Here is a 24,639-nt window from a genome sequence, read left to right as displayed (position 1 = left end):
CAGAATAGAAAAATTATATTTGCAAAAGAAAACCTTTGACAAGATGAAATACAAAAGAATATTACTTAAATTGAGTGGTGAAGCATTAATGGGAGATTTACAATATGGTATTGATCCAAATATGCTGAAACAATATGCGCAACAAATTAGAGAAGTTGCTGAACTTGGTTGCGAAGTGGCAATCGTAATCGGAGGTGGTAATATTTTTAGAGGTGTACAAGGTGTTGCTTCTGGTATGGATCGTGTACAAGGAGATTATATGGGAATGTTGGCAACTGTGATTAACAGTATGGCATTGCAAGGAGCTTTGGAAGATGCTGGTGTTAATACACGTTTACAAACGGCTATTCGTATGGAGCAAATCGCAGAACCATTTATCAAAAGAAGAGCTACGCGTCATCTAGAAAAAGGTCGTGTCGTAATTTTTGGTGCAGGAACAGGAAATCCATATTTTACAACAGATACAGCAGCCGTTTTGAGAGCAATTGAAACGCAAGCTGATGTTATTTTGAAAGGAACTCGTGTTGATGGAATTTATACTGCAGATCCAGAAAAAGATCCAACAGCAGAGAAATTCGAAACAATTTCTTATCAAGAAGTTTACGATAAAAACTTAAAAGTAATGGATATGACAGCTTTTACTTTGAGTGAAGAAAATAATTTACCTATTATTGTATTTGATATGAATACAGATGGTAACTTGAAAAAATTAATTTTAGGAGATAACGTAGGTACTCTAGTAACAAATAAATAAATCCCGAAATGGAAGAATTAGATATTATTTTAGAAACGGCTAAGGAGCAAATGCAGGGAACTGTAAGTCACTTAGAGGTTGCATTCGACAAATTAAGAGCAGGTAAAGCTACTCCTGCAATGTTAAGTTCAGTTCGTGTTGATTACTACGGAAGTTTATCTCCGTTAACTCAAATTGCAAATGTAAATACACCAGATGCAATGACATTGAGCATTCAACCATACGAGAGAAATTTAATTCATGAAATTGAAAAAGCAATCATCAATGCTAATTTAGGTTTTGCACCTTCTAACAATGGAGATACAATTATTATCAGTATTCCTCCAGTAACAGAAGAACGTCGTAAAGAGTTGGTGAAAATGGCCAAATCGGATATGGAAACTGCTAAAATTTCTCTTCGTAATGCACGTCAAGATGCGAACAAAGCGTTAAAAGCTGTAAAAGAAGCTTCTGAAGACATGGTGAAAGATTACGAAACACGTGTTCAAGGATTAACAGACAAGTTTTCTAAGAAATTAGAAGAAGCTTTAACGAAAAAAGAAGCTGAAATCATGAAAGTTTAATCTTTCTTGAAAAAAAAATATTTTAAGGCAGCGTTTCGCTGCTTTTTTTATTTATTTGCATAATCAATTTCAAAAGATGAAGAACTATATATTCCTGCTAAATTTCTGTATTTCAATTGCCACATTTGCTCAAATTAAAGTGAGAGTATTCGATGCTCAAGACGAATTTCGTTTAACTGGTGCTAATGTTTACAGCGATACCAAACAATTTCTTGGTCAAACAGACGAATTAGGAGAATTGGATATCAATGATTCTGTTCATTTTATTGATATAATCAAAAACGGATATTTCTCAGAAAGTATTCAGACTGATGGTAAAAAGTTGGTGGAAATTATGATGAAACCTTCTTTCATTAGTTTGGATGAGGTTAGTTTTACGACAAATGATTCTGTTGGTCGTAATTTGATTATCAAAGCAATTCGCAATCAATCCAAAAATACAATCAGAAACGGAGGAAATATTTTCCTAAAATCATACACTAAATTTTGGAGTACAGTAAATAACGATTCGATTCCGTTTATCATTCAACCTCAAAATCACAAAGATTCTGTCAATAATCAATGGAAAAAATTGTTAGACAACAGTCATTTATTTTTGGGAGAACGTGCAATGGATCATAAAGTTTCGAAGCGTTTTGGACTAAAAAATATCGTGCAATCTTCTCGTATTTCTGGAATGCGTTCGCCTTTGTACGAATATTTGGCGATGCAACCAATTGCGTTCAATTTTGATCAAGATAAAATCAATTTTTTCTTCAAAGGAATTATTAATCCAGTAAGTCGAGAAGGTCTTTCGCATTACCGTTATGGTTTCAAAGAGGATATTTTTATTGATGGGCGAAAAACGGCTGTTATTAGCTTTTTCCCTTCAATCAAAACGGATAAAAGACAAATTAAAGGAACACTTTGGATTGATGATAGAACGTATGCTTTAATCAAAATTGAAGCAGAAAATACGATTTCAAATTATGTTGCAGAATTAGAAGCAGATTGGAAATTGAATAATGGTTCTTGGATTCCAAATCAACAAAAATATCGCATGGAAGCTGGTAATTTTAAGATTACAGAGAAATTATCCGATGATGATTTTATTGATAAAAAAGAAAAAATTTGGATTAATCTTGAAACAACTTTCAAGGATATTCAAAATCCAGCACATTTCAAACGCAACGAATTTTTAGGTTACGAAGACGAAATTTCTTTTCAAAATATGAACGAAAAGAAATGGGACAATGTGATGGAAGATTACCGCGATTCGTCATTATCAAACAAAGAGCGAAATACTTATACGACAATTGATAGTATTGGCGATAAATATAAGTTAGAACGTCAAATGAAATTGATGAGAATCATCAATTCTGGTGGGAAATTATCATTAGGAAAAGTTGATTTAGATTTAACAAAAATCTTAGCGTTTAATGATTACGAAGGTTTTAGACTTGGTGCCGCGTTTAATACAAATGAAAATTGGAGCGATAAATATTCGTTGAATGCGTATTCAGCTTATGGTTTCAAAGATGAAACATTCAAGTTTGGATTTGGTGGAGATTATTATGTAAATAAGCCTTATTCGGGTCGAATTTTTGCAAAATACTCGCAAGATGTTTCGGCTTCTGGGAAAACGCCAATTTTATTACAATCGAATTATACACGTCTAATTTCTGGAGCTTTTAGTAATATTTATAATCACGAATATTTTTCGTATAAACATTATTCTTTTGGATATGAGCAAGATATTTTCAAGAATGTAACCTTCAATATTTCGGCAAATTATGAAAAACAACAAGCAGAATTTGATTATTCTTTCCTGAATAATATAGGTTGGTACGATTTGTATAATACGCAATTAGCGATCCGTTTTGCACCAAAAGACAAGTTTATCCGCACGCCTTACGGAAAAGTGACGGTGAATAGCGGGAAATCTGTTTTCTATGCAATGTTGACGAAATATTGGGATATTTTCAATTCTGATTATGATCCACTTCGTTTCAATATTTCTTATTTTGATGTGTTCGATACGCGAGTTGGTAAAACAAATTTCAATGTAAATGCGGGTTGGGTTGAAGGAAAAATGCCGTTGATGAACTTGTTCGAAGGACAAGGAAACGCAAAACGTAATGATTTTGCAAACTTTGGAGTAGGAGGTTTAACAAATTTCGAAACAATGCGTCCTGGAGAATTTTATTCGGATCGATTTGTATCCTTTCAATTGAAACATATTTTTGCTGGCGTTAAAGTCGGAAACAAAATTATTTTCCCACAATTCGTTTACCGTGGAGTTTTAGGTGATATGAAAGATAAAACAGATCATCAAAATTTAGATTTCAAAACATTGAATCATTATTACCACGAAACAGGAGTTGAAGTAAATAATTTAATTTTCAAAACATTTGGATTGGGAGCATTTTACCGTTTAGGTGCTTATTCAGAAGAAAAATTCCAAGATAATTTCTATTTAAAATTAACTGTAAATTTGAATTTTTTGTAGGTATTTAGATTTTGTCATTCTGGACTCGTTTCAGAATCGTATATATTGATTTAAATTTATGAATAAAGAGTTTGAACTTAAAAAATATAGAGATTTAGTACTTGCGACTATAGATTATTATATTGTTCATCTTGCTTTTAATAATGAAATGAAAGATGAATATATTCGTCTAAAAACTCAAACAGAGGAGTATTATTCAAAAAGAAAATTAACTATTTTAAAAAACTGGTTTAAAGATTTAACGTCTGATTTTATCGAAGATAGAGATTTTGGTTTTAATGAATATTTGATAAAGACAACCAATTATGACATTGATATTTTTGAATCATATTTTAAAAGAATCGAAAAGATAATTGAGAAAGATCAAATTAAAACTGATAGTCAATTTTACGAATTAAAAAATTATGTAGATTATTTAATTCAAAATAATAATTCTGATAAAGTTCTTATTCAAAGAATAAATGAACTTCTTTTGCGTTTTGAATCTAAGAACTAGAATAATTTCACTTCAAAAAATAAACTAAAATCAAAAATCCTTTACATTTTCATTGAAATTGTAAAGGATTTTTAGGTTGGTTGAAAAATATTCGCAAAAATTATGCCTATAATTTTTATAACTTTAAATAATAACTAAATTTGTAAGGATAAATTAAAAAATTATGCAATCGTACGGAATTAAAGCCTTATTAGAAAAAGGCAAGGATTTGTTGCTACAGGAAGTAGTTGTAAATGGATGGGTAAGATCGTTCAGAAGTAATCGTTTCATCGCGTTGAATGACGGTTCTACAATTAATAATATTCAAGTAGTAGTAGATTTCGAAAATTTTGACGAATCAATTATAAAACAAATTTCTACAGCAGCTTCTTTACAAGTAAAAGGAGAAGTGGTAGAAAGTGAAGGAGCTGGTCAAGAGATTGAAATTGTTGCGAAAGAAATCAAAATTTTAGGAACTGCGCCATCTGATGATTTAAAAGGAACAATTTTACAACCAAAACAACACAGTTTAGAGATTTTGCGTGAGCAAGCACATTTACGTTTCAGAACAAATGTTTTTGCTGCAACTATGCGTGTTCGTAACGCGTTAATGTTCGGGATTCACAAGTATTTCAACGAAAATGGATTCGTTTACATCAACACGCCAATTATTACAGGATCTGATGCTGAAGGAGCAGGAGAGATGTTTCATATCACAAACTTGGATATGGAAAACTTACCTAAAAATGAAGAAGGTAAAGTAGATTATACACAAGATTTCTTTGGTAAATCGACTAACTTAACGGTTTCTGGACAGTTAGAAGGAGAAACAGCAGCAATGGGATTAGGGAAAATTTATACATTTGGACCTACTTTCCGTGCAGAAAACTCGAATACTTCTCGTCACTTAGCTGAATTCTGGATGATTGAGCCAGAAGTTGCGTTTTTCCGTTTAGATCAAAATATGGATTTGGCAGAAGATTTTATGAAATCTGTTATCACTTATGCAATGGAAACGTGTAAAGATGATTTGAAATTCTTAGCTGAACGTTTTGACAAAGAACAAAAACAAAAACCAGAAGCAGAGCGTTCTGAATTAGGTTTAATTGAGCGTTTAGAATATGTTTTAAATAACAAATTCATTCGTTTAACTTATACAGAAGCAATAGATATCTTAAAAGATTCTAAACCAAATAAAAAAGGTAAATTCAAATATCCAATCGAAGGTTGGGGAGCAGATTTACAATCAGAACACGAACGTTATTTAGTTGAGAAACATTTCAAAACGCCAGTTATTTTATTTGATTATCCTGCAGAAATCAAAGCATTTTACATGCGTATGAATGATGATGGAAAAACAGTTCGCGCAATGGACGTTTTATTCCCTGGAATCGGAGAAATTATCGGAGGTTCTGAACGTGAAGAGCGTTTAGAAGTTTTAGACGAAAAAATGGAAAAATTCGGAATTGATAAAGAAGAATTATGGTGGTACCGTGACACAAGACGTTTCGGTTCTGTGCCACATTCAGGTTTCGGTTTAGGTTTAGAGCGTTTGGTATTATTCGTTACAGGAATGGGTAACATTCGTGACGTAATTCCTTTCCCTAGAACACCGAATAACGCTGAATTTTAATCAAAATATTTTTACGGATTTATGCTTAAAAATTGTAACTTTAAGCTAAATCCGTTTTTTATATAAGCCAAAACCCAAAATATGTTAAAGCAGGAATTAAATTTAAAATTACAACAAAAACTATCGCCACAACAAATCCAATTAATGAAGTTGGTTCAACTTCCTACGGTTGCTTTTGAACAACGCGTAAAGGAAGAGTTGGAAGAAAACCCTGCTTTGGATGATCAATCTTCTGAATATGATGAAGATTACGGAGGAGAACAGGAAGAATGGGACAATCAGAGTGATGATTTTGGCGACGAGCAAGTGATTGACACAAGTGACATCAATATTGATGATTATTTGAGCGATGATGACATCCCAAATTATAAAACGTATACGAATAATTATAGTGATGATGACGAAGATAAATCTGTTCCTTACGCGCAAGGAGAGAGCTTTATCGAGTTTTTGACATCACAATTATATACGAATCGATTAACTTCGGAACAATTTCAAATTGCTGAATTTATCTTAGGAAATATTGACGATGATGGTTATATGCGTCGTGATATTAAATCGTTGGTTGACGATTTAGCATTCTCGCAAAATATTTACACTTCGCCAGAAGAGGTCGAAAATTTGTTGATTAATTATATTCAACGAATGGATCCAGTTGGTGTAGGTGCGCGTGATTTGCAAGAATGTTTATTGATTCAATTAGAAAATAAAAATCAAACAGAAGCAGTAGAGTTAGCAGAAAAATTAATTTCAGAATCGTTTGATGCATTTACGAAAAAGCATTATTCGAAATTGATGGCAAAATATGATGCGGATGATGATGAGTTGCGTGATGCAATTTCGGAGATTGAACGTTTGAATCCAAAACCAGGAAAATCATTTTCGAGTAGTAGTAAAATTGTAGAGCAAATAACGCCAGATTTTACGATTCATATCAACGATGGCGATTTAGAATTGTCGTTAAATGGACGTAATGTACCAGAATTGAAAATTTCGAGTGCGTTTGCAGAAATGTTAGATACATACAAAAAAACCGAAAATAAATCGAATCAACAGAAAGAAGCTGTGATGTTTGTCAAACAAAAGTTAGATTCTGCGAAATGGTTTATTGATGCGGTTCAGCAACGCCGTAACACGCTTTTATACACGATGGAAGCGATTATGAAATTTCAAAAAGAGTATTTCTTAACAGGAGATGAAACGAAAATTAAACCGATGATTTTAAAAGATATTTCAGACAGAATTGGAATGGATATTTCGACAGTTTCTCGTGTAGCGAATTCTAAATATGTCACAACGCCTTACGGAACATTTTTGATAAAAGATTTGTTCTCAGAATCGTTAACAAATGATGAAGGTGAAGAAGTTTCGACGCGCGAAATTAAACGAATTTTACAAGATGTAATTGCAGATGAAGACAAACGTAAACCTTTGACAGACGAAAAATTAACCGAAATTTTAAAAGAAAAAGGTTATCCAATTGCTCGTCGTACAATTGCAAAATATCGCGAACAACTAAATATTCCGGTTGCGAGATTGAGAAAAGAAATCTAAACTTTTAGAAGAAATATTATCAAACAAAAAAAGAGCTTTTTATAAAGCTCTTTTTTTGTTTTTACCCCAAGTTGTCATCCATTCAAAATAATCTTCTTTGTACGAATTATCATTCAATTGCGTAATAATTTTTTGTTGTTTTTCTTTGTTCAAATCATCATCAATTACAGAAAAGTTTAAGAAAATATCTTTACCAATTAATTTAGAAAAGAAATTTTCATTCTTTAATTCTTCTAAAACTTCGATACATTTTTCATTAATTTTATTCTGAAATTGATAAAACCAATCTTCGTCATCGTCGTGTTCATCAACGATTTCTTTACACATTTGATTGATTTCTTGAAAAGAATTTTCAGCTCCTAAATAATCATATTTCCATTCAGAAGGCTCGTATTTGTAGTAACAAAAATCGTCTTCATCCGAAACTTTTTCCAAATGTTCTACAGAATTTGCCGAAGGATGAATAGCTATTTTCGAGTCGTTATTGCACAAGGCAAAAGCGTAAAGGTCTTGGGAAGGATTTTCGTTATAAATTTTCAAAAAGGCTTGTTTGGTTGATTGCACTAATTTGTTTTTTAATTCATTAAAATCCATTCATTTATATTTTTTTAATCGGTTAAAATTATTTTTTGAAATGTAGTAAAATTCTTTAAATATTAAATCATTGTTAATTTATTTTTTAAAGACAAATTCAATTATTATTCATTTTCTATGTAACTTTTCTGTAATTCACACGTCATTATAGTAAACAAACCTAATATGTCTAAATTATATATACCAATTTTATTATTTGCCTCGACCTCGATTTTTGCGCAACAACAATATAAAGGAAGCTTGCAATATACGAATCAAATGCCTGTTAGTCTAGCAGATGTGATTATTCTGAAAGATGATCAAATTATTGAAGAAATTTCAACTGATGATAAAGGAAGTTTTACAGTTGATTTAGCCGAAGGAAATTATATGTTTCGAATAGAAGAAGCTGGTGTTTTGCTTCATACTCAAACGATTTTATGTGGAAAAAATCAGGATTTAGGCGTTATTATTCTTCCTAAAACTGAAAATATTACATTAAATGAAACGGTTGTAAAGAGTCAGAAAAAATTAATAGAAAAGAAAGTTGATCGACTTGTTTTTAATGCTGATTTAGCGGAGGGAGCAAAAGGCGGAGATGCATTAGATTTGCTAAAATTGGCGCCTCGTGTAAAGGTTGATAATGATGTAGTTTCGATAATTGGTAAAAGTAATTTGCGTGTGATGGTGGACGATCGTTTATTGGAAATGTCTGGTGATCAATTGACAAATTATTTAAAAACGCTTCGTGCAGATGATATTGAGAAAATTGAAGTAATTACAAATCCACCCGCAAAATATCAAGCAATAGGAAATAGTGGAATTCTCAATATTGTACTGAAATCAGGCAAAAAAGACTCGTGGAATGGAAGTTTGTCGTCATCATTGCAACATTATAACAAACCATATTGGAACAATAGTGCATCGTTTAATTACCGAAAAAATAAATGGACTTTAGTTTCGAATATTTTTGGTGGTTTTGGTGAATATGATGGAATTGGACAATCTGATATTTATTTTAGAAAGACAAATGAAGTTTGGACTGAAAGAGAAAAAAATAGTGGAAAAAATAGAAATATTGGCGGAAAATTAGGATTGGATTATAAAGTTTCAGATAAATTGACGACTGGTTTTACGGTTGATTTATATGCTGGAAATCGAAAAGGAACTGGTGGCACGAAAACAACGATAAATAGTTTGGATAAAAATGAATTGTTGAGTTATATTCTGAATGATCGAAATGGAAGCAAAGGAAACACGAAATACAATACGCTGAATTATCATGTGATTTATAAAATGGATACGATCGGAAAAAAACTGACATTTGATTTTGATTGGGTAAATTTTAATAATAACAATACAAGTGTAACTTCAAACCGATTTTTTAATTCAGAAGATGTTGAAAATAAAACAGAATACCAAGGAAATAAAAGTTTGTCCGACCAAAAAGCAAATAATTATAGTTTGAATATTGATATGGAACATCCCGTTAATACTTGGAAACTAAATTATGGTGGACGTTATAGTTGGACGAAAAATAATAGCGATAATTTATTTTACAACACATCTTCTGGGTCGCCTGTTTATGATGAAAAGTTGAGTAATGGTTTTTATTATGACGAAAATATTTTGGCTTTTTATGCGAGTATTGAAAAAGATATTTCAGAAAAATGGTCTGCAAAAGTTGGTTTGAGATACGAAAATACAGATGCAAAAGGTTTTTCTCCGCAAGAAAATCAACATGATACCTATAAATATGATGGATTATTTCCAACCGCTTATTTGATGTATAAACCTGCTGAAAATCATTCGTTAAGTATTAATGTTGGGCGTCGTATTGATCGACCTTTTATGGGACAATTGAATCCGTTTCGTACCATTTATTCTCCTTATTCTTTTGCCGAAGGAAATCCGAAATTAAAACCTTCTTATTCGTATAATTATGAGTTGGAATATGCATACAAAGATTTGGCAGTTACAACATTATATTACAGAAATTCTACGGATGAAATCAATCAAATTGTGGTTGTAAATCCAACAGAAAATACACAAAATTGGATTCCATATAATTATGCTGATTCGGAGAGTTTTGGAATTAGTGAAAATCTAAATTTCAAGCTTGTAAAATGGTGGAAAGTCAATGGAACGATTGATTTGTATTACAAGAAAACAAAAGGAATTATTCCTGAATACAATTATGTATTGGATGGATTTAATGGAGAATTTCGTTTGACAAATAATTTAGAATTGAATAAATCGAAAACATTATTGTTTAATCATACCACAAATTATACAACAAAAACAATTGATGCCATGTCAAGAAGTCGCGCGAATTGGAGTACAGCTTTTGGTTTGAGAGCGTTATTTTTGGATAAAAAATTCGAGGTTTCGTTTAATGTGAACAATGTATTTAAAGATAAAGCTTGGCAAGATCAAAGTTTTAGTAACGATACAAAATTTGTTTATACAGGACAATCTGCTCGCTATTATCGTATTGGAATTCGATACAATTTTGGAAAATCATTCACAATAGAACAATCAAAAAGTAGTTCTGAAAAAGGAAGATTATAATTTTAAAATACAAACCCCAATATTGATTAAAATATTGGGGTTTAGTTTTTTATTTGATATAAATGACTTTACTTCTTTTCCATTTTATAGAACAATAAAATAACGAAACTAATCGCAAACGAAACGCCCATTGCAAGTGCCGAAGCTTTCATTCCGCCAGAATATTCAATCAATAATCCATAAATAACTAAACCTAAAAATAAGGCAAATTTTTCGAAAACATCGTAAAAGCTAAAATAGGTTGTAGTATCTTCTGTTTCTGGTAATAATTTGGCGTATGTAGAACGTGATAAAGCTTGCAAACCTCCCATTACAAGACCAACCATTGCAGCCATTACGTAAAATTGAGTTTTTACATTAGGATCATTTTTATTAATCAAATAACCAATAATACATGTAATAATCCAGATAAAAATCCCGATTAATAAGGTTTTCTTATTTCCTATTTTTCCTGATAGAAAAGAGAATAACCATGCACCTAAAACAGCTTCAATTTGAATTAATAAAATGGTCATAATCAATTCTGAAGATTCCATTCCTATTTCTGAACTTCCAAACATTGCCGCCATCAAAAAGATAGTTTGCATTGCTAAACTGTAAAAGAAAAATCCAGCCAAAAAAACACGAATATTTTTGTATTGATTAAGATCTTTGAAGGTATGTTTTAAATTTCTAAAACTCGATTTGATGATATCTTTTGGAATTTCGCGATCATATTTGTGGTTTGGTAATTTACTTAATGCAATTTGTCCAAATCCTAACCACCAAATTCCTGTTAATAAGAAACTTATTCGAGTAAACATTGCTTGTTGTTCTTCTGGGGCGAATTGTATCATTGCCAAACAAATCGTCAATAAAATGACAGAACCAATATAACCAAACATATAACCTTGCGCCGAAACTTTGTCCATTTTTTCGTCTGAGACAATTTCTGGTAAATAGGCGTTGTAAAAAACTAAACTTCCCCAAAAACCTATGCTTGCAGTGATATTGAGTAATAAAGCTAACCAAACTAAATCGCTTGATGTAAAGAAAAACATTCCGATGCATGAGAAAGATCCTAAATAGCAAAAAAAGCGAAGAAATTTTATTTTATTTCCGATTAAATCTGCAATTGAAGATAAAACAGGAGACAAAACAATCACAAAAAAGAAAGCAATTGCCAATGAAAAATTGAATGCGGACTCTGGTAATAATCCTAAAAATTTAATTGGGTGATCGTTCGCATCATAGGTCATTAAAGTGTAATAAACCGGAAAAATAGCAGAGGCAATAACTAAAGAATGAACAGAATTTGCCCAGTCGTAAGAAATCCAAGCTCGTATTAGTTTGGGATTATCTTTTGTATTCATAAATTTTTTATAGTAATGTTGGTTAAACTTAAGAATAATTTATCAAAAATAATGTTTCGTAAAAATTAATTGTTCAATCTTCTATTCTTTCAGTTCAAATTTGGTCAGTTTATTGTCTTTGTAACAATAAAACTCATAACTATCTTCTCCAATTCTGAATACTTTTTCGAGATGGATTTTATCGTAATTAGGTAAAATTTCATTGTATTTCTTTAATAAATTTTTAGGTAATTCATTCGGTTGAATTGGACGTTCAATCTCAAATTCACCATCTAACGAATATTCCATCACAAAATCGCTGTTTCGCCATTTTAAAGTGGTTTCATTTTCGTCACCTTTACTTGTTGTTGTAAGTTGAACTTTATCTTCTTGAATGATTTTTTGGGAACTTGTATAAAAAAGTGTAATTCCAGAAATAACCATCGCTGCATAGCCAACTTTTCTGAAAATAAAATCGCTAAAATAAGGTAAAATATATTTGACCGTATAAGAAGAAATAATTGAGGCAATTGCAATCGTCAATCCAAGTAATAATGCGTTCTTTGAGTATAAAGCAAGAACAATATAAATGATTAATTTTATGATATGAAGTATAATTTCGTTGGCAGCTCGCGTTGCAATAATTTCTTCTTTTGTTAATCCATATTTTAAATAAAATCTATTGAATAATAAACCTATTGCTCCTGTTATTCCAGAAACGAATCCAGCTAAAAAACCAACAATGGCCAAAATATATTTTGGTGAAGGTTTTTCTTCATTGTCTTGTTGTTTTTTGTTTAGAAATAATTGTGGAACATTTGAAATCAATAATACAGCTACAATAATTTGTAAATAAATTGGGTTGATAAATTTGATTAAATAAGCGCCCATTAAAACTGCTGGAATCGAAAATGGCACGAACCAAAAGAAGATTTTCCAATGTACAGATTTTCTGAAAGCCGCTATTCGAGAGGCAGAACTTGTAAATGTTCCGATTGTTAACGAAAAAGGGACTAACGAAGTTGGAATAATAAGATTGAGGATTGGAATTAAGATTAAACTTGCGCCACCGCCACAAATTGCACTTATCCAAAATGCTAAAATAGCTCCAATAAATAGGAGAAAAATAGTAAAAATCATGACCAGAAATTTTATTCTGTTACAAAATTAGGACGATGATTTTAGAAATTAATGCTTAAAGACTTATCTTAAGTAAAACTTAAGAATAAGTAAATCTTAATTGAAAAAGATGATTTTTCGGATAAATTGTTTGCGAAATCTGTTGAAAATTATTTTTTAATAAGGCTTTAGACGAGGCGATATTTTCTTTTTTCACCCAAGCTTCAATCAGCATATATTTTCTCGATTTCAACTCTTTCGAAATCAGATTGATGATTCGTGTTGCGTAACCTCTGTTCCAAAATTGTTCATCAATCGAATAGCCAATAATCGCTTTGTCGTGAACAGGTTGAAACATCACAGTACCAATCAAGGTTTCAGAAGATTTTTCGATAACAGCAAAACGAAATTCATATCCAGAATTCTTTTTTTCTTTATCTCTTTCCAGCATTTTGTACGAATCTTCGATTGTTTTCATTGGAGCGGTTTCGCGGTATTTCATGGCTTTTGCATTCGAATAAATTTCGAAAAGTCGTGCTACATCAGTGTCCAAAAGTTCTCTGAAATAAATTAATTCGTCTTCCATATTTTGGTTTTAAGAATTTGCTTGACGTTCTAATTTTTCAATCAGTAATGCTTTTGCGTTTGTAAGTGCATAATCTTTAGCTTCTGCAAATGAAACGTTATATTTTCGTTTGAGTGATTGAATATCTTTTGGTAAATCGTTTAAAAGTTTATCATAATAAACATCTAACATTTCAGAAGTTGGCATTTTGAAATCAATTTTTAATTGAAATCTTCTCAACAATGCAACATCAATAATATGTGGATGATTTGTTGCGGCTATCAACAACGAATTTTGTGGCAAATAATCAATTAATTGAATTACTGTGTTCACTAAACGACGCATTTCGCCAACATCTTTGTCATCATTTCCACGCGCTTTTCCGATTTGGTCAAACTCATCCAAAAATAGAATTGCTTTTTCACGAGCAGCTTTATCAAAAAGCATTCGAATATTTTGCGAAGTTTCACCAATTCTTGATGAAACAATATTACTTAAATTCAAAATCAATATTGGTTTTCCGATTTCATTTGCAATTGCTTTTGCAGTTGTTGTTTTTCCACAACCTGAAAATCCATGCAACAAAATTTTATTATTGACAGGTAAATTATATTTACTCAATTCCTCTATATATCTATGTTCTTTGATAAGTTGTTTTACTTGAGCAAGATTTTGATCATCTAAAAAAACATCATTCAAAGAAATTTCTTCCTTATCGTCAACAATTAAATCGTAAATATTCATATCAATTTTACTTCAAGACTCAAAAATAAACTATTTTAATCCGAAAGCCGATTTTTAGCACAAAAAAAGCTTCAGATTTCTGAAGCTAAAATTTTAAACCGTCATATGAGAACTGATTGCAATTCTATTCCAAGCATTAATCGTGGTAATTGCAATAATGATAATCGCAATATAATTTTCAGAAAAAAGTGTTAATGCTTTTTGATAAGTTTCTTCTGATAAACCATGTTGACTAATATTTGTAATTTCTTCTGTCATCTCCAATATCACACGCTCTTCTTCTGTAAAAAGTGTCGTTTCTCGCCACGCATTCAACAAAAAAATACGTTGATTTGTTTCGCCTAATTTCATCGCGTCTTTGGTGTGCATATTAATACAAAAAGCACAACCATTGATTTGTGAAGCTTTGATTTTAATAAGTTCTAAATGTAATTTATCTAATTCAGAATTTGCTAAATAATTCTCTAGACCATACATTGCTTCGTAAGCTTTTGGTTCTAATTTTTGAATGTTTAATCGTGATTTCATTTCTTAATTTTTTACAAAGTTCGTTGATTATTTATTCAATAAAATTAAACTGGTTTAAGAAAACTCTTTCTTTCGGATTTCGCTTAAATATTCGGGTGTGAAACCTAAATAAGAAGCTAATAAATATTGCGGAACACGTTGTAAAAACTCAGGAAAATTTTTCTTGAAGTGAAGATAAAACTCCTCTTTCGAAAACTCTTTCAAATATTTGGAACGCATTTGAGCAGCAGCATTTGCTTTTTGATAAATTTGTTTGAAATACGAATTGAAAATAGGATGTTTTTCGCATAAAATTTCTTCGTTCGTTTTACTCATTTTCATAATAATTGCATTTTCTACAGCTTGAATATAAAACTCAGAACTTTGTTGATTAATGTAAGAAAACAAATCTGTCAACCACCAATTTTCGATAGCAAAATCAATGGTTTGTTCTACACCTTTTTCATTGATGAAAAATAATCGAATACATCCAGAAATAATAAAATAATTGTACGTACAAACTGTTCCAGCTTTATGAATCATTTCTTTTTTCTTCACCGAAAATTTCTCAAAATATTGGACTGAATCGTGAAATTCTTCTTCAGAAATTGAAGTGAAAATTTGAATATGTTTCTTTAACTGACCGAAAGAATTTTCCATTTTATAAGCTTAATATATTTCTCTTTAAAATTAATGATTAGTTTCCGAAAGGACTTAATTTAGTTTAAAATTAATCAGGTTTATAGTCAGAATTTGGAGTGCAATTTACTTGAAATGAATCGTCGAAAGAACATAAAAATAATCTATAAAGATTTGACATTTTTTTTTACTTTTACGAACCAAAAAATAACAATAATATGGCTTCAGGAATATTTGCAATTTTAGATGATATTGCAGCATTGATGGATGATGTAGCGGTTACAAGTAAAGTAGCAGCGAGTAAAACAGCAGGGATTTTAGGAGATGATTTGGCTGTAAATGCTGAGAAAGCAACGGGATTTTTATCTTCGCGCGAAATACCAGTTTTATGGGCAATAACAAAAGGCTCTTTTATCAATAAATTGATCATTGTTCCAATTGTTTTGACACTAAATCATTATATGCCAGAAGTGATAAAATATGTTTTGATTTTGGGAGGTTTTTATTTAGCTTTTGAAGGTGTAGAGAAAATAATCGAGTTTATTTTTCACCGTCCAAAAAAAGGTTCAGAAGTTATTCATGAAGATAAAGTAGAAGATAAGAAGCATGTTTCGGAAAAATCAAAAGTGAAATCTGCGATTATTACGGACTTTATCCTTTCGATAGAAATTGTGATTATTGCATTGAGTACAGTTTTGGAACAACCAATGTTGACACAAGTTTTTACAGTTTCGTTTATTGCAATTTTAGCAACCATTGGTGTTTACGGGATTGTAACCTTAATTGTTCGTATGGATGATGCAGGTTTTAAACTGATAAAAGCATCACACGACAAAGGAGCTGTTTCTAAATTAGGACATTTTTTGGTTGATGCATTACCATATGTGATCAAAATTTTAGGATTTGTAGGGACTGTTGCGCTTTTATTGGTTTCAGGCGGGATATTTGTTCATAACATCGATTATATTCATCATCATTTACCTACAGCAATTCCAATGATGATTAGCGAAGCTTTGATTGCTTTGATTGCAGGATTATTGGTTGTGGTACTTGTCACAATAGTTAAGAAAATAATAGGTTTAGCTAAAGGTTAGGAGATAGAATAGATTTCGAAAAGAATTGTTAACTATTTCGTATCTTTGAATAAAGATTTACAAATGGCAGATTATATCAGAATTCATCCAGAAAATCCACAAGAAAAAGCGATTGATCAAGTGGTTAAGATTTTACAAAATGGAGGTTTAATTATTTATCCTTCCGATACTGTGTATGGATTAGGATGTGATATTACGAATATTAAAGCAATGGAGAAACTTGCTCGATTGAAAGGTGTTAAACTTGAAAAATCTCATTTTTCTATTGTTTGTAATGATTTAAGCCATTTGTCACAATATACTTTACCAATTGATAACAGTACGTTCAAAATTTTGAAACGCGCTTTACCAGGTCCTTTTACATTTGTCATGAATGCATCGCGCAATTTACCTGTTGCTTACAAAGGTAAAAAAACGGTTGGTATTCGTGTTCCAGATCATGCTGTTCCGCAAATGATTGTCGAAAAATTAGGAAATCCTATTGCTTCAACTTCTATTTATGATGAAGATGAAATTGTAGAATATACAACAGATCCTGAATTGATTTTTGAAAAATGGGAGAAGCTTGTAGATGCTGTCATTGATAGTGGTTATGGAGATAATATTGCGTCTACTGTTGTTGATATGACGGATGGAGTAGAGGTTTTACGTGAAGGTAAGGGTGATATTGAAGATTATTTATAGGATTCAACATCAATAGCGTCCTAAATAAATTTAGGGCATAAAATATCCACCCACTTTAGTAGGATACAAGCTATAGTTGGACAAAATTTAAAATAGAACCCCTTGTTCCAATTTTGGAGGAGGTTTTTCTACTTCCTTTAGTGGATTATCAAGCCATTTTTGTAATTCAATCTTCACAAAAAGATTTAGTCTTATAAAAGCGACTAAATTGGATAAATGCCAATTGAATTTTGATTGCGCACGTAGTGCTTTAAGTATTAAAATAGTGATAAGCGCCGTCCATATTTGTATCATTACAGCGTTTTCCGAGGTTCCAACAAAGGTTTTTATATGTAAAAGTTGTTTTAAGTCTCTAAAGAATATCTCCACCATCCATCTACTTTTATAAAGCTGACTAATCGTATGAGCCGTCCAGGTAAACTGATTGGTAATAAGCTCTATGACTTGTTCGTTTTCTTGATCCCATACCGCTACACGCCTTAGTTTATTAGGGTATAGCTGTTTTGATTTTTCATTAGCCAAAGTAATGATTTCATCTTTCAGAACATTTTGATGCCTGTTCTTAGGTAATTCTAACTCCTTAATTGTCTCAAATTTCAAGTTATCCTTGTGTCTAATTACAAAGTATACTTGCTTGCTGTCCCAAATGTTTAACAGGCTAAAATCATTGTAAAATCGATCTGCAACAATAACACTACCCTTCAGCAAAGGAATGTCGTAAGCTCCTTTATTATCAGCTGTTTTACCATCGGTGATATTGATGTAAGCTGGTAGATTCCCATCAAAATCAAGAAGTGTATGCATTTTAACAGCTCCTTTGGTGGTCTTGTATTTTGCCCAATCAAAAATACTTAAGCATAGGGATATTGTGGTGGAGTCTAATAATAGGATTTTTGATTTTATGCGGAACTTTACCTGTTTAAACTTGGGGTGCTGTCCTAAACTTTGAAGCAAAGCAAAATAATATTCTTTAAATAGCTCATGGCTTCGGTTTTTATTCTGATAACTTATTGATGATTTAGAGGGCGCTTTAACTATACCAAGATGGTTTAGATTTCCCGTAGCAGATCGAAGGCCATTGCTTATATCACGAACAGACTTGCTACGTGCAAAATGACAAAATAGCATGGAAATCAAATGACTCCAACTGTCAAAACCTTTGTTGTGCTTATCCGTTTGCTTTTCGTTTACTAATTTTTTGAAATTTGAGCGGTTAAGTTTTGTTATTATCTGAGAAAACAATGTTATATTTACCATCAAGCGCGTGTTTTTTTTGGTGTCCAACTCAAAGATAATTTGAGATCCGAAATTTACGCGCTTTTTTTACGCTTTCTTTTAACGTTTAGGACGCTAATGATTCAACATTAATTATATAAAACCAAAAAAGGATTTCAATTGAAATCCTTTTTCTATACTAACTAATTGATAAAATTATTTATCAATCGAACCCATTACGCGTTGCATAAAAGTATTGGCAGCAGTACGCTCGTCCAATCCTTCTTCTTCCATCATTTGCTTCATTTCCATAGCTCCACAAATGTTAGAAATCATTTCTCCAATTACTTCTTGTTCTGGCTCCTTTACAGCTGGAGAATCAGCATAAACTTCCAAAACTTCTAAAGCTGTTTCCATTGCTTCAATAGAAACGTTTTTTGCTAAATTCTTAAATACCGGCAACTTCATTGATCAATTCTTTTACAGCATCAATTTTAGACGCAGTTACTTGTCCTACATTTTCTCCTCCTTTGAAAACCGCGAAAGTTGGTAAATTTGGAACTTCAGCTAATTTTCTTGATTCTACTAATTTTTCAGCATCAACATATAAAAACTCAGCTTGACCTTCATATTCAGCCGCTAATTTTTTGAATTTTGGTTTTACTAAACGGCAGTTTCCACACCATCCAGCACCATATTGTACAATTACTATATTGTTATCAGCAACTACTTGTGCTAAGTTATCTTGTTCTAATTCTGCAAACATTTTATTAATTTTTATAAGTTAAAAATTGGGTATAAAAAAGGCTGTCTAAGTGTTGAGCTTAGTGATTTTTATTGAAAATGAATTCGTTAAAATCTCCTGTCAAATTTTTTAGACAGCCTCTTCGTGAATTTTGAAAATCAAAAGATTTTCAAGTTATTTTTAGTGAGAAGCTAAGTAAGAAGCTACACCATCTTTAGTAGCGTTCATAGCATCTTTTCCTTCTTCCCAGTTTGCTGGACAAACTTCACCATATTTCTCAACGTGTAAAATTGCATCTAATAAACGTACATACTCATCGATGTTACGTCCTAATGGTAAATCGTTGATTGTTTCGTGACGAACAACACCATTTTTGTCGATGATGAAAGTACCACGGTAAGCAACTGGAGCTCCTTCAAATTTTAAAGAATCATTTTCTTCATTGTAAACATACTCACCAGCTAAAACTCCGTAATCCATAGCGATAGTTTTTGCTAAGTCAGCAACGATTGGGTAAGTAACACCTTCGATACCTCCGTTATCTTTTGCAGTGTTTAACCACGCTAAGTGAGTTTCTTCTGAATCACAAGAAGCAGCGATTACAACAGCATCTCTTTTTTCGAATTCAGCTAATTTAGCTTGGAATGCGTGTAATTCTGTTGGACAAACAAATGTAAAATCTTTTGGGTAGAAGAATAAAACGATGTTTTTCTCTCCGATTGGCATTGAAAAGTTTTCTACGATTTCGTCTCCATCAATTACTGCTGGCGCTGTGAATAAAGGCGCTTTTTTTCCTACTAATGACATAATTTTAATTTTTTATATTTTGTTTTTTACTTCTCGATGTGATAAAACTTGTAATAGTTTTTATCTCTTTTACTGATACAAATTTAGACTGATATTTTAAACTGTCCATATATTTTCAATTTCAAATATAGATTATACTATAAATTATATTTATGATATATGATTAATAATAATTATTGAGTTAATATTCTATTGAAATTCAATACAACAGCCTTTTTATCTTATTTATACGCTAATTTACGAAGATTATTTACCCTAAAGAATGATATTCATTATGTTGATGATTATTTAAAATGAATTAAATTTTATTTAAAAACGACTGTGATAATTATGATTTAATGATAAGTTCACAAGGCATAGAGAAAGATTAAGATATTAAAACGAAAAAGGTTAGTGAATTCACTAACCTTTTTCGTTTTATATTTTTTTAATTTTTCTTTCGATATAGGTATTAAAATTTTTTCCATCCATTGAAATTTCAAAAGCTGTGTTAACTTCATTATTTTCGAGTAGCGAGTAAATCAATCTAAATATGGGTTGATTGGGTTTTGTTTCACTCAGAAATGTAATCTTTTTTTCGGGATAAGTAATCGAATAATTGATAACATGACCTTCGTTATCAAAATAAATAGCTTTCGATAAATTTTTATTTTCATCTAAATAAACAACCAGTAAATCATCATATACTGTCATTTTTTTAGAATCTCGTGAAGGATATTCAGAATGACTTTTTCGGACAATAATATTGTTATTTAATTGATGACCAAAAGAAAAAGTTCCTTTTCCTTCGCCAGGTTTTCCAATACCAATTCCTCCCCAATTTCCAATTAACCAACCCCAGTTATTATTCGTTTGTGCGAATGCACAATTAGTAATATTTAGAAATAAAGTTTGGGTAATTAATCTTTTATAAATAATTTATATATCGTGTGTTATTTGTATTGCATAAAACAAACTTCGATTATTTCATCTTCATAATTACAGTTGCTAATTTCAACCGGAATATTATTAACACCAGATTTAACAGTTTATATAGCTGAATTTTTTGTGTAAATTTTTGAAGAATTCTTAAACTTAAATTAAAAAATACCTTTTTCATTCATCATTCCTCGATTGTTGATAGTAACTATATATTTACAATCACTCAATGTGTTATTTCAATTTGTTACATCTATTATAAAAGAACAAGAATAGTGTTTAATGTCATCATCTTGCCACAAACAAGATTGAAAACTTTTTAATTAAACGAAAAAACTAAATTTTATATACCTCATTAACATTGATTTGAGTTGTAAATAAACCGTAATTTACAAAAACAATTTCTTTTTTTATCTTATCAATTGTTCCAACACTAGACGAACCATGAATTTTGACACGATCACCAACTTTCAACGCATCAATTTTTTTCTGAGTAGCTGCTTTTTCTTTCTTTTCGATGACTTCTTTTTGTTGAGAAATTGTTTCTGAATTTTCTTTTAACTCGCGTTTAACTTCTTTCTCTACAATCTTTTCAATTTTCTTTAATCGTTGAACTTCTTTCGTTTTTTTCGAGTTTTCCATTTCAATTAATTTCAAGAAATTCGAAATCATTTGCTTTTTATTTTTCGTTTTCAAGTAAGAATCCGCCATGTCTGAAATACGTTCTCCAAGTTTCAAACGTTTTTGCTCGCGATCATATAATTGCTGAAAATCATATAGTTTTTGCTGAATTTTTTCATTCGTTTGCTCTAATTTTTCGTTGTGCTCAAGATTTGTTTCGCGCAACTCTTCAACATGATCTTTTGTTTTCTGAATTTCAAATTTTTCTTGTTGAAGTTTTAAAATAGTTTTATCCAAACTCACTTTTTCACGTTCAACTTTTTTCTTCGCACGATTAATCAAACGAAACGGAATTTTATTTTTCTCAGCAACCTCAAATGTAAATGAACTTCCGGCTTGTCCAATTTCCAAACGATAAAGTGGTTCCAATGTTTTTTTATCAAACAACATACAAGCATTTATCGCTTCTGGCAAACTTTCTGCGCTCAATTTGATATTTGTATAATGCGTCGTAAAAACACCGAAAGAATTACGTTCATAAAATTCTTCAAAGAAAACTTCGGCCAAAGCTCCACCCAATTCTGGATCAGAACCTGTCCCAAATTCATCAACTAACAATAATGTTTTATCGTCTGCATTCTTCAAGAAATAGGACATTTGTTTTAGACGATAACTGTATGTTGATAAATGATTTTCAATGGATTGATTATCTCCAATATCTGTGAAAATTTGATTAAAAAATCCAAATTGACTTTGATCTTTTACAGGAACTAAAACACCACTCTGAATCATAATTTGAAGTAAACCAATTGTTTTTAACGTAATTGATTTTCCTCCAGCATTTGGACCAGAAATAATGATAATTCGACAATCTTCGTTAATTTCTAAACTCTGCGGAATCGTTTTTTGAGCTTTTCTTTTATTGTTTAAAAATAAAACAGGATGATAAGCATCGACTAATTTGATAATTCGATTCTCAGAAAGTTGAGGTAAAATTCCATTAATCAAAAAAGCATAATTTGCTTTCGCTTGTGTAAAATCGATGTATTCTAAAAACGTTTGATATTCTTCAAGATTTGGTTTGTATTCTGCAATTTGAGCAGTTAAATCTAATAAAATCTGAATAACCAAATGTTTTTCTTCTTCTTTTAATTCTTCCCATTCACGACGAGGATTTTGTACACTTTCTGGCTCAATAAACGTAATCGATCCAGTTTTAGAAGTACCTAAAAATTGCCCTTTCACACGTTTTCTCAAAGCAGATTTAACGGCCAAAACGCGACGATTTCCAACAACAGATTCACGAATGTCATCCAAATAATCCGAATGATAAGACATCGATTTATTGAATAATTCGGTAATTCGTCCATTCAAATGACGCAAACGATCGCGTACAATTTTCAGTTCAGGACTTGCGTCGTCCTTGATTTCTCCAAATTTATTGAATACTTGATCGATTAATTTTATGATATTTTTTTCGTAAGTAATCGTTGAAGCTTTCTCAAACAAAACAGGTGCATATTCGTTGAAAGCTGTCAAATATTTCAAGATTTCTTTCACTTGAAGCGTATTTGCCTTGATTTTGAAGAATTCTTCTGCAGGCAAATAATAATTCTCAATTTCTAATCGGTTTAGATTTTCATCTAAAATATAATATTCTGAAAACGGAAAACGATTTCCCGTCTCGAAACTTGTTAAATATTCGTTTGTCGTTTGTAGATCTTGTACCAAAAGTTGGTGATCCTGATAAGGTTTTAAGTTAAAAATAAGTGCCTCAACCTTTTCTGTATAAGCAAATTCTGCGATTTCTTTTTGAACCGCATTAAATTCTAAATCTTTTAAAGTTTGTTCTGATATTTGCATTAACGCAAAATTACGGATAAAATTTCGACAAATTCAAAATCATGAAATACTTTGAAATCCGTGGTTTTTTATGACCGATCAAAGTGAATGACATTAATTTTGACCTTATTAATATATGTCATTTGATCTGTGTTAGTATTTGCTTTGCTACTTCTGAAAACTGATTTTTTAGTTTCATTTGGTTTTAAATCAATAGTTAAAGTTTCGGAATTGATTGTCGGATTTGGATTTTTAAATTCAAAAGTTAATTTAACTTTTACTGAAAAATCCTTGTTTTTATTCTTCACTTCAGTGCTTATGTTGTATGTTCGGTCTGCATTATATATCATATCTGTATTCAAAACTTTTATATTATTTTCAATTTTCCGGCCTAAATCATAAGGATCATCATCAGCAAAATCTATACAAGAATTTAGTATAAAAAAGGGAATTAGGTAAAGAAACTTTTTCATAGAGGTTAAAATTGGTTAATTTTGTTTCTGTATAAATATATGAAAATGGATGTGAAATTAGATGCTTCTTGGAAAGAAGTTTTAAAGAATGAATTTGAAAAAGATTACTTTAAAATATTGACAGATTTTGTACGAAATGAGTATGAAACAAAAACAATATATCCTCCCGCATCCAAAATATTTTCTGCATTAGATTATACGCCTTTTGATGATGTTAAAGTGGTTTTGATTGGTCAAGATCCTTATCATGGGATTGGACAAGCAAATGGTTTGTCTTTTTCGGTTGTCGATGGAATTAAATTACCTCCAAGTTTGCAAAATATTTATAAAGAGTTGAATGATGATTTAGGAATAAGAATTTCTACTTCTGGAAATTTGGAAACATGGGCTAAACAAGGTGTATTATTATTAAATGCAACATTGACGGTTGAAGCTTCTAAGGCAGGTTCGCACCAGAAAAAAGGTTGGGAAATATTTACAGATGCTGTAATACAGAAGCTTTCTGATCAAAAAGAAAATTTAGTTTTTATACTTTGGGGAGCTTATGCTCAAAAAAAAGGAGCAAAAATTGACCGAAATAAGCATGTTGTTATAGAATCTGCTCATCCTTCTCCATTAGGAGCTTACAGAGGTTTTTGGGGAAGTAAACCTTTTTCGAAAACTAATAATTTTTTGAAAAGTAAGAATCTACAACCTATAAATTGGGAAATCAAAAGTAAATAAT

Annotated in this window: 24 protein-coding genes; 10 read left to right on the top strand and 14 right to left on the bottom strand. The window is 31.0% G+C overall.

Annotated elements, in window-relative coordinates; all coding sequences use genetic code 11:
* The first annotated feature begins 43 nt into the window (after positions 1 to 43).
* The 6 genes from pyrH to rpoN all read left to right on the top strand — a co-directional run bounded on the left by pyrH (position 44) and on the right by rpoN (position 7,467).
* Complete coding sequence (pyrH, locus tag B4L98_RS04325) at positions 44 to 754, top strand: UMP kinase (protein WP_115000992.1); 711 nt, start codon at positions 44 to 46, stop codon at positions 752 to 754.
* Between the two features lie 8 nt (positions 755 to 762).
* Entirely contained in the window at positions 763 to 1,317 is a 555-nt protein-coding gene (frr, locus tag B4L98_RS04320; protein ID WP_115000990.1) for a ribosome recycling factor, read from the top strand.
* Positions 1,318 to 1,393: 76 nt separating this feature from the next.
* Positions 1,394 to 3,805: a DUF5686 family protein gene (locus tag B4L98_RS04315; protein WP_219034348.1), complete on the top strand. Its 2,412-nt coding sequence runs from the start codon at positions 1,394 to 1,396 to the stop codon at positions 3,803 to 3,805.
* Between the two features lie 58 nt (positions 3,806 to 3,863).
* Positions 3,864 to 4,301, top strand: a complete 438-nt coding sequence (locus B4L98_RS04310; protein ID WP_280051165.1) for a hypothetical protein — start codon at positions 3,864 to 3,866, stop codon at positions 4,299 to 4,301.
* A gap of 163 nt (positions 4,302 to 4,464) precedes the next feature.
* Positions 4,465 to 5,913: an asparagine--tRNA ligase gene (gene asnS, locus B4L98_RS04305; protein ID WP_125349294.1), complete on the top strand. Its 1,449-nt coding sequence runs from the start codon at positions 4,465 to 4,467 to the stop codon at positions 5,911 to 5,913.
* An 81-nt stretch (positions 5,914 to 5,994) separates the two neighbouring features.
* Complete coding sequence (rpoN, locus tag B4L98_RS04300; RefSeq protein ID WP_115000980.1) at positions 5,995 to 7,467, top strand: RNA polymerase factor sigma-54; 1,473 nt, start codon at positions 5,995 to 5,997, stop codon at positions 7,465 to 7,467.
* Positions 7,468 to 7,506: 39 nt separating this feature from the next.
* Here rpoN and B4L98_RS04295 read toward each other — a convergent pair whose 3' ends face one another.
* The gene (locus B4L98_RS04295; RefSeq protein WP_084106915.1) at positions 7,507 to 8,061 is read right to left on the bottom strand and encodes a DUF4303 domain-containing protein; all 555 of its coding nucleotides are present in this window, start codon (positions 8,059 to 8,061) and stop codon (positions 7,507 to 7,509) included.
* A gap of 165 nt (positions 8,062 to 8,226) precedes the next feature.
* On the opposite strand from B4L98_RS04295, the gene B4L98_RS04290 reads away from it, so the two are divergent.
* On the top strand, positions 8,227 to 10,611 hold the full coding sequence (locus tag B4L98_RS04290) for an outer membrane beta-barrel family protein (protein WP_291077626.1): 2,385 nt from the start codon (positions 8,227 to 8,229) through the stop codon (positions 10,609 to 10,611).
* Between the two features lie 68 nt (positions 10,612 to 10,679).
* On the opposite strand, the gene B4L98_RS04285 is transcribed toward B4L98_RS04290, so the two are convergent.
* The 6 genes from B4L98_RS04285 to B4L98_RS04260 form a co-directional block, all read right to left on the bottom strand.
* On the bottom strand, positions 10,680 to 11,963 hold the full coding sequence (locus B4L98_RS04285; protein ID WP_280061172.1) for an MFS transporter: 1,284 nt from the start codon (positions 11,961 to 11,963) through the stop codon (positions 10,680 to 10,682).
* A gap of 81 nt (positions 11,964 to 12,044) precedes the next feature.
* A complete protein-coding gene (locus B4L98_RS04280; RefSeq protein ID WP_286495183.1) occupies positions 12,045 to 13,082 on the bottom strand; it encodes a sulfite exporter TauE/SafE family protein in 1,038 nt (345 codons plus the stop codon).
* Positions 13,083 to 13,161: 79 nt separating this feature from the next.
* The gene (locus B4L98_RS04275) at positions 13,162 to 13,647 is read right to left on the bottom strand and encodes a GNAT family N-acetyltransferase (protein ID WP_286495182.1); all 486 of its coding nucleotides are present in this window, start codon (positions 13,645 to 13,647) and stop codon (positions 13,162 to 13,164) included.
* 9 nt (positions 13,648 to 13,656) lie between these two features.
* The gene (locus tag B4L98_RS04270; RefSeq protein WP_115000956.1) at positions 13,657 to 14,370 is read right to left on the bottom strand and encodes an AAA family ATPase; all 714 of its coding nucleotides are present in this window, start codon (positions 14,368 to 14,370) and stop codon (positions 13,657 to 13,659) included.
* A gap of 93 nt (positions 14,371 to 14,463) precedes the next feature.
* Positions 14,464 to 14,898, bottom strand: a complete 435-nt coding sequence (locus tag B4L98_RS04265; RefSeq protein WP_286495181.1) for a carboxymuconolactone decarboxylase family protein — start codon at positions 14,896 to 14,898, stop codon at positions 14,464 to 14,466.
* Between the two features lie 54 nt (positions 14,899 to 14,952).
* Positions 14,953 to 15,537: a Crp/Fnr family transcriptional regulator gene (locus B4L98_RS04260; protein WP_286495180.1), complete on the bottom strand. Its 585-nt coding sequence runs from the start codon at positions 15,535 to 15,537 to the stop codon at positions 14,953 to 14,955.
* A gap of 197 nt (positions 15,538 to 15,734) precedes the next feature.
* Here B4L98_RS04260 and B4L98_RS04255 point away from each other — a divergent pair, with 197 nt between their 5' ends.
* Complete coding sequence (locus B4L98_RS04255) at positions 15,735 to 16,610, top strand: DUF808 family protein (RefSeq protein ID WP_286495179.1); 876 nt, start codon at positions 15,735 to 15,737, stop codon at positions 16,608 to 16,610.
* 63 nt (positions 16,611 to 16,673) lie between these two features.
* Positions 16,674 to 17,294 carry an L-threonylcarbamoyladenylate synthase gene (locus B4L98_RS04250; protein ID WP_219034359.1) on the top strand — a complete coding sequence of 207 codons (621 nt, stop codon included), beginning with the start codon at positions 16,674 to 16,676 and terminating at the stop codon, positions 17,292 to 17,294.
* A gap of 87 nt (positions 17,295 to 17,381) precedes the next feature.
* Here the strand turns inward: B4L98_RS04250 and B4L98_RS04245 are convergent, their stop codons facing one another.
* The 7 genes from B4L98_RS04245 to B4L98_RS04215 form a co-directional block, all read right to left on the bottom strand.
* Entirely contained in the window at positions 17,382 to 18,554 is a 1,173-nt protein-coding gene (locus tag B4L98_RS04245) for an IS4 family transposase (RefSeq protein WP_291077649.1), read from the bottom strand.
* 171 nt (positions 18,555 to 18,725) lie between these two features.
* Positions 18,726 to 18,977 carry a DUF6952 family protein gene (locus B4L98_RS04240; RefSeq protein WP_038336694.1) on the bottom strand — a complete coding sequence of 84 codons (252 nt, stop codon included), beginning with the start codon at positions 18,975 to 18,977 and terminating at the stop codon, positions 18,726 to 18,728.
* Positions 18,958 to 19,275 (bottom strand): thioredoxin family protein, encoded by a 318-nt coding sequence (locus B4L98_RS04235; RefSeq protein WP_286495177.1) that lies wholly within the window; start codon positions 19,273 to 19,275, stop codon positions 18,958 to 18,960. The genes B4L98_RS04240 and B4L98_RS04235 overlap by 20 nt, the downstream gene beginning before the upstream one ends.
* 159 nt (positions 19,276 to 19,434) lie before the next feature.
* Positions 19,435 to 20,061, bottom strand: coding sequence for a peroxiredoxin (locus tag B4L98_RS04230; protein ID WP_038336698.1), 627 nt, complete (start codon positions 20,059 to 20,061; stop codon positions 19,435 to 19,437).
* Between the two features lie 417 nt (positions 20,062 to 20,478).
* Entirely contained in the window at positions 20,479 to 20,754 is a 276-nt protein-coding gene (locus tag B4L98_RS04225; RefSeq protein WP_219034361.1) for a hypothetical protein, read from the bottom strand.
* 561 nt (positions 20,755 to 21,315) lie between these two features.
* Positions 21,316 to 23,463, bottom strand: a complete 2,148-nt coding sequence (locus B4L98_RS04220) for an endonuclease MutS2 (RefSeq protein WP_286495176.1) — start codon at positions 23,461 to 23,463, stop codon at positions 21,316 to 21,318.
* A 68-nt stretch (positions 23,464 to 23,531) separates the two neighbouring features.
* Positions 23,532 to 23,915, bottom strand: a complete 384-nt coding sequence (locus tag B4L98_RS04215; RefSeq protein ID WP_115000084.1) for a DUF5004 domain-containing protein — start codon at positions 23,913 to 23,915, stop codon at positions 23,532 to 23,534.
* 45 nt (positions 23,916 to 23,960) lie between these two features.
* On the opposite strand from B4L98_RS04215, the gene B4L98_RS04210 reads away from it, so the two are divergent.
* Positions 23,961 to 24,638, top strand: coding sequence for a uracil-DNA glycosylase (locus B4L98_RS04210; RefSeq protein WP_219034364.1), 678 nt, complete (start codon positions 23,961 to 23,963; stop codon positions 24,636 to 24,638).
* Position 24,639: the final 1 nt, after the last annotated feature.

Origin of the sequence: Empedobacter sp. UBA5528 (assembly GCF_002426075.1) — a bacterium.
In the GTDB taxonomy this organism is placed as follows: domain Bacteria; phylum Bacteroidota; class Bacteroidia; order Flavobacteriales; family Weeksellaceae; genus Empedobacter; species Empedobacter falsenii_B.
The sequence above is the reverse complement of the archived record's forward strand: the minus strand, read 5'-3'. Positions and strand labels throughout refer to the sequence as shown.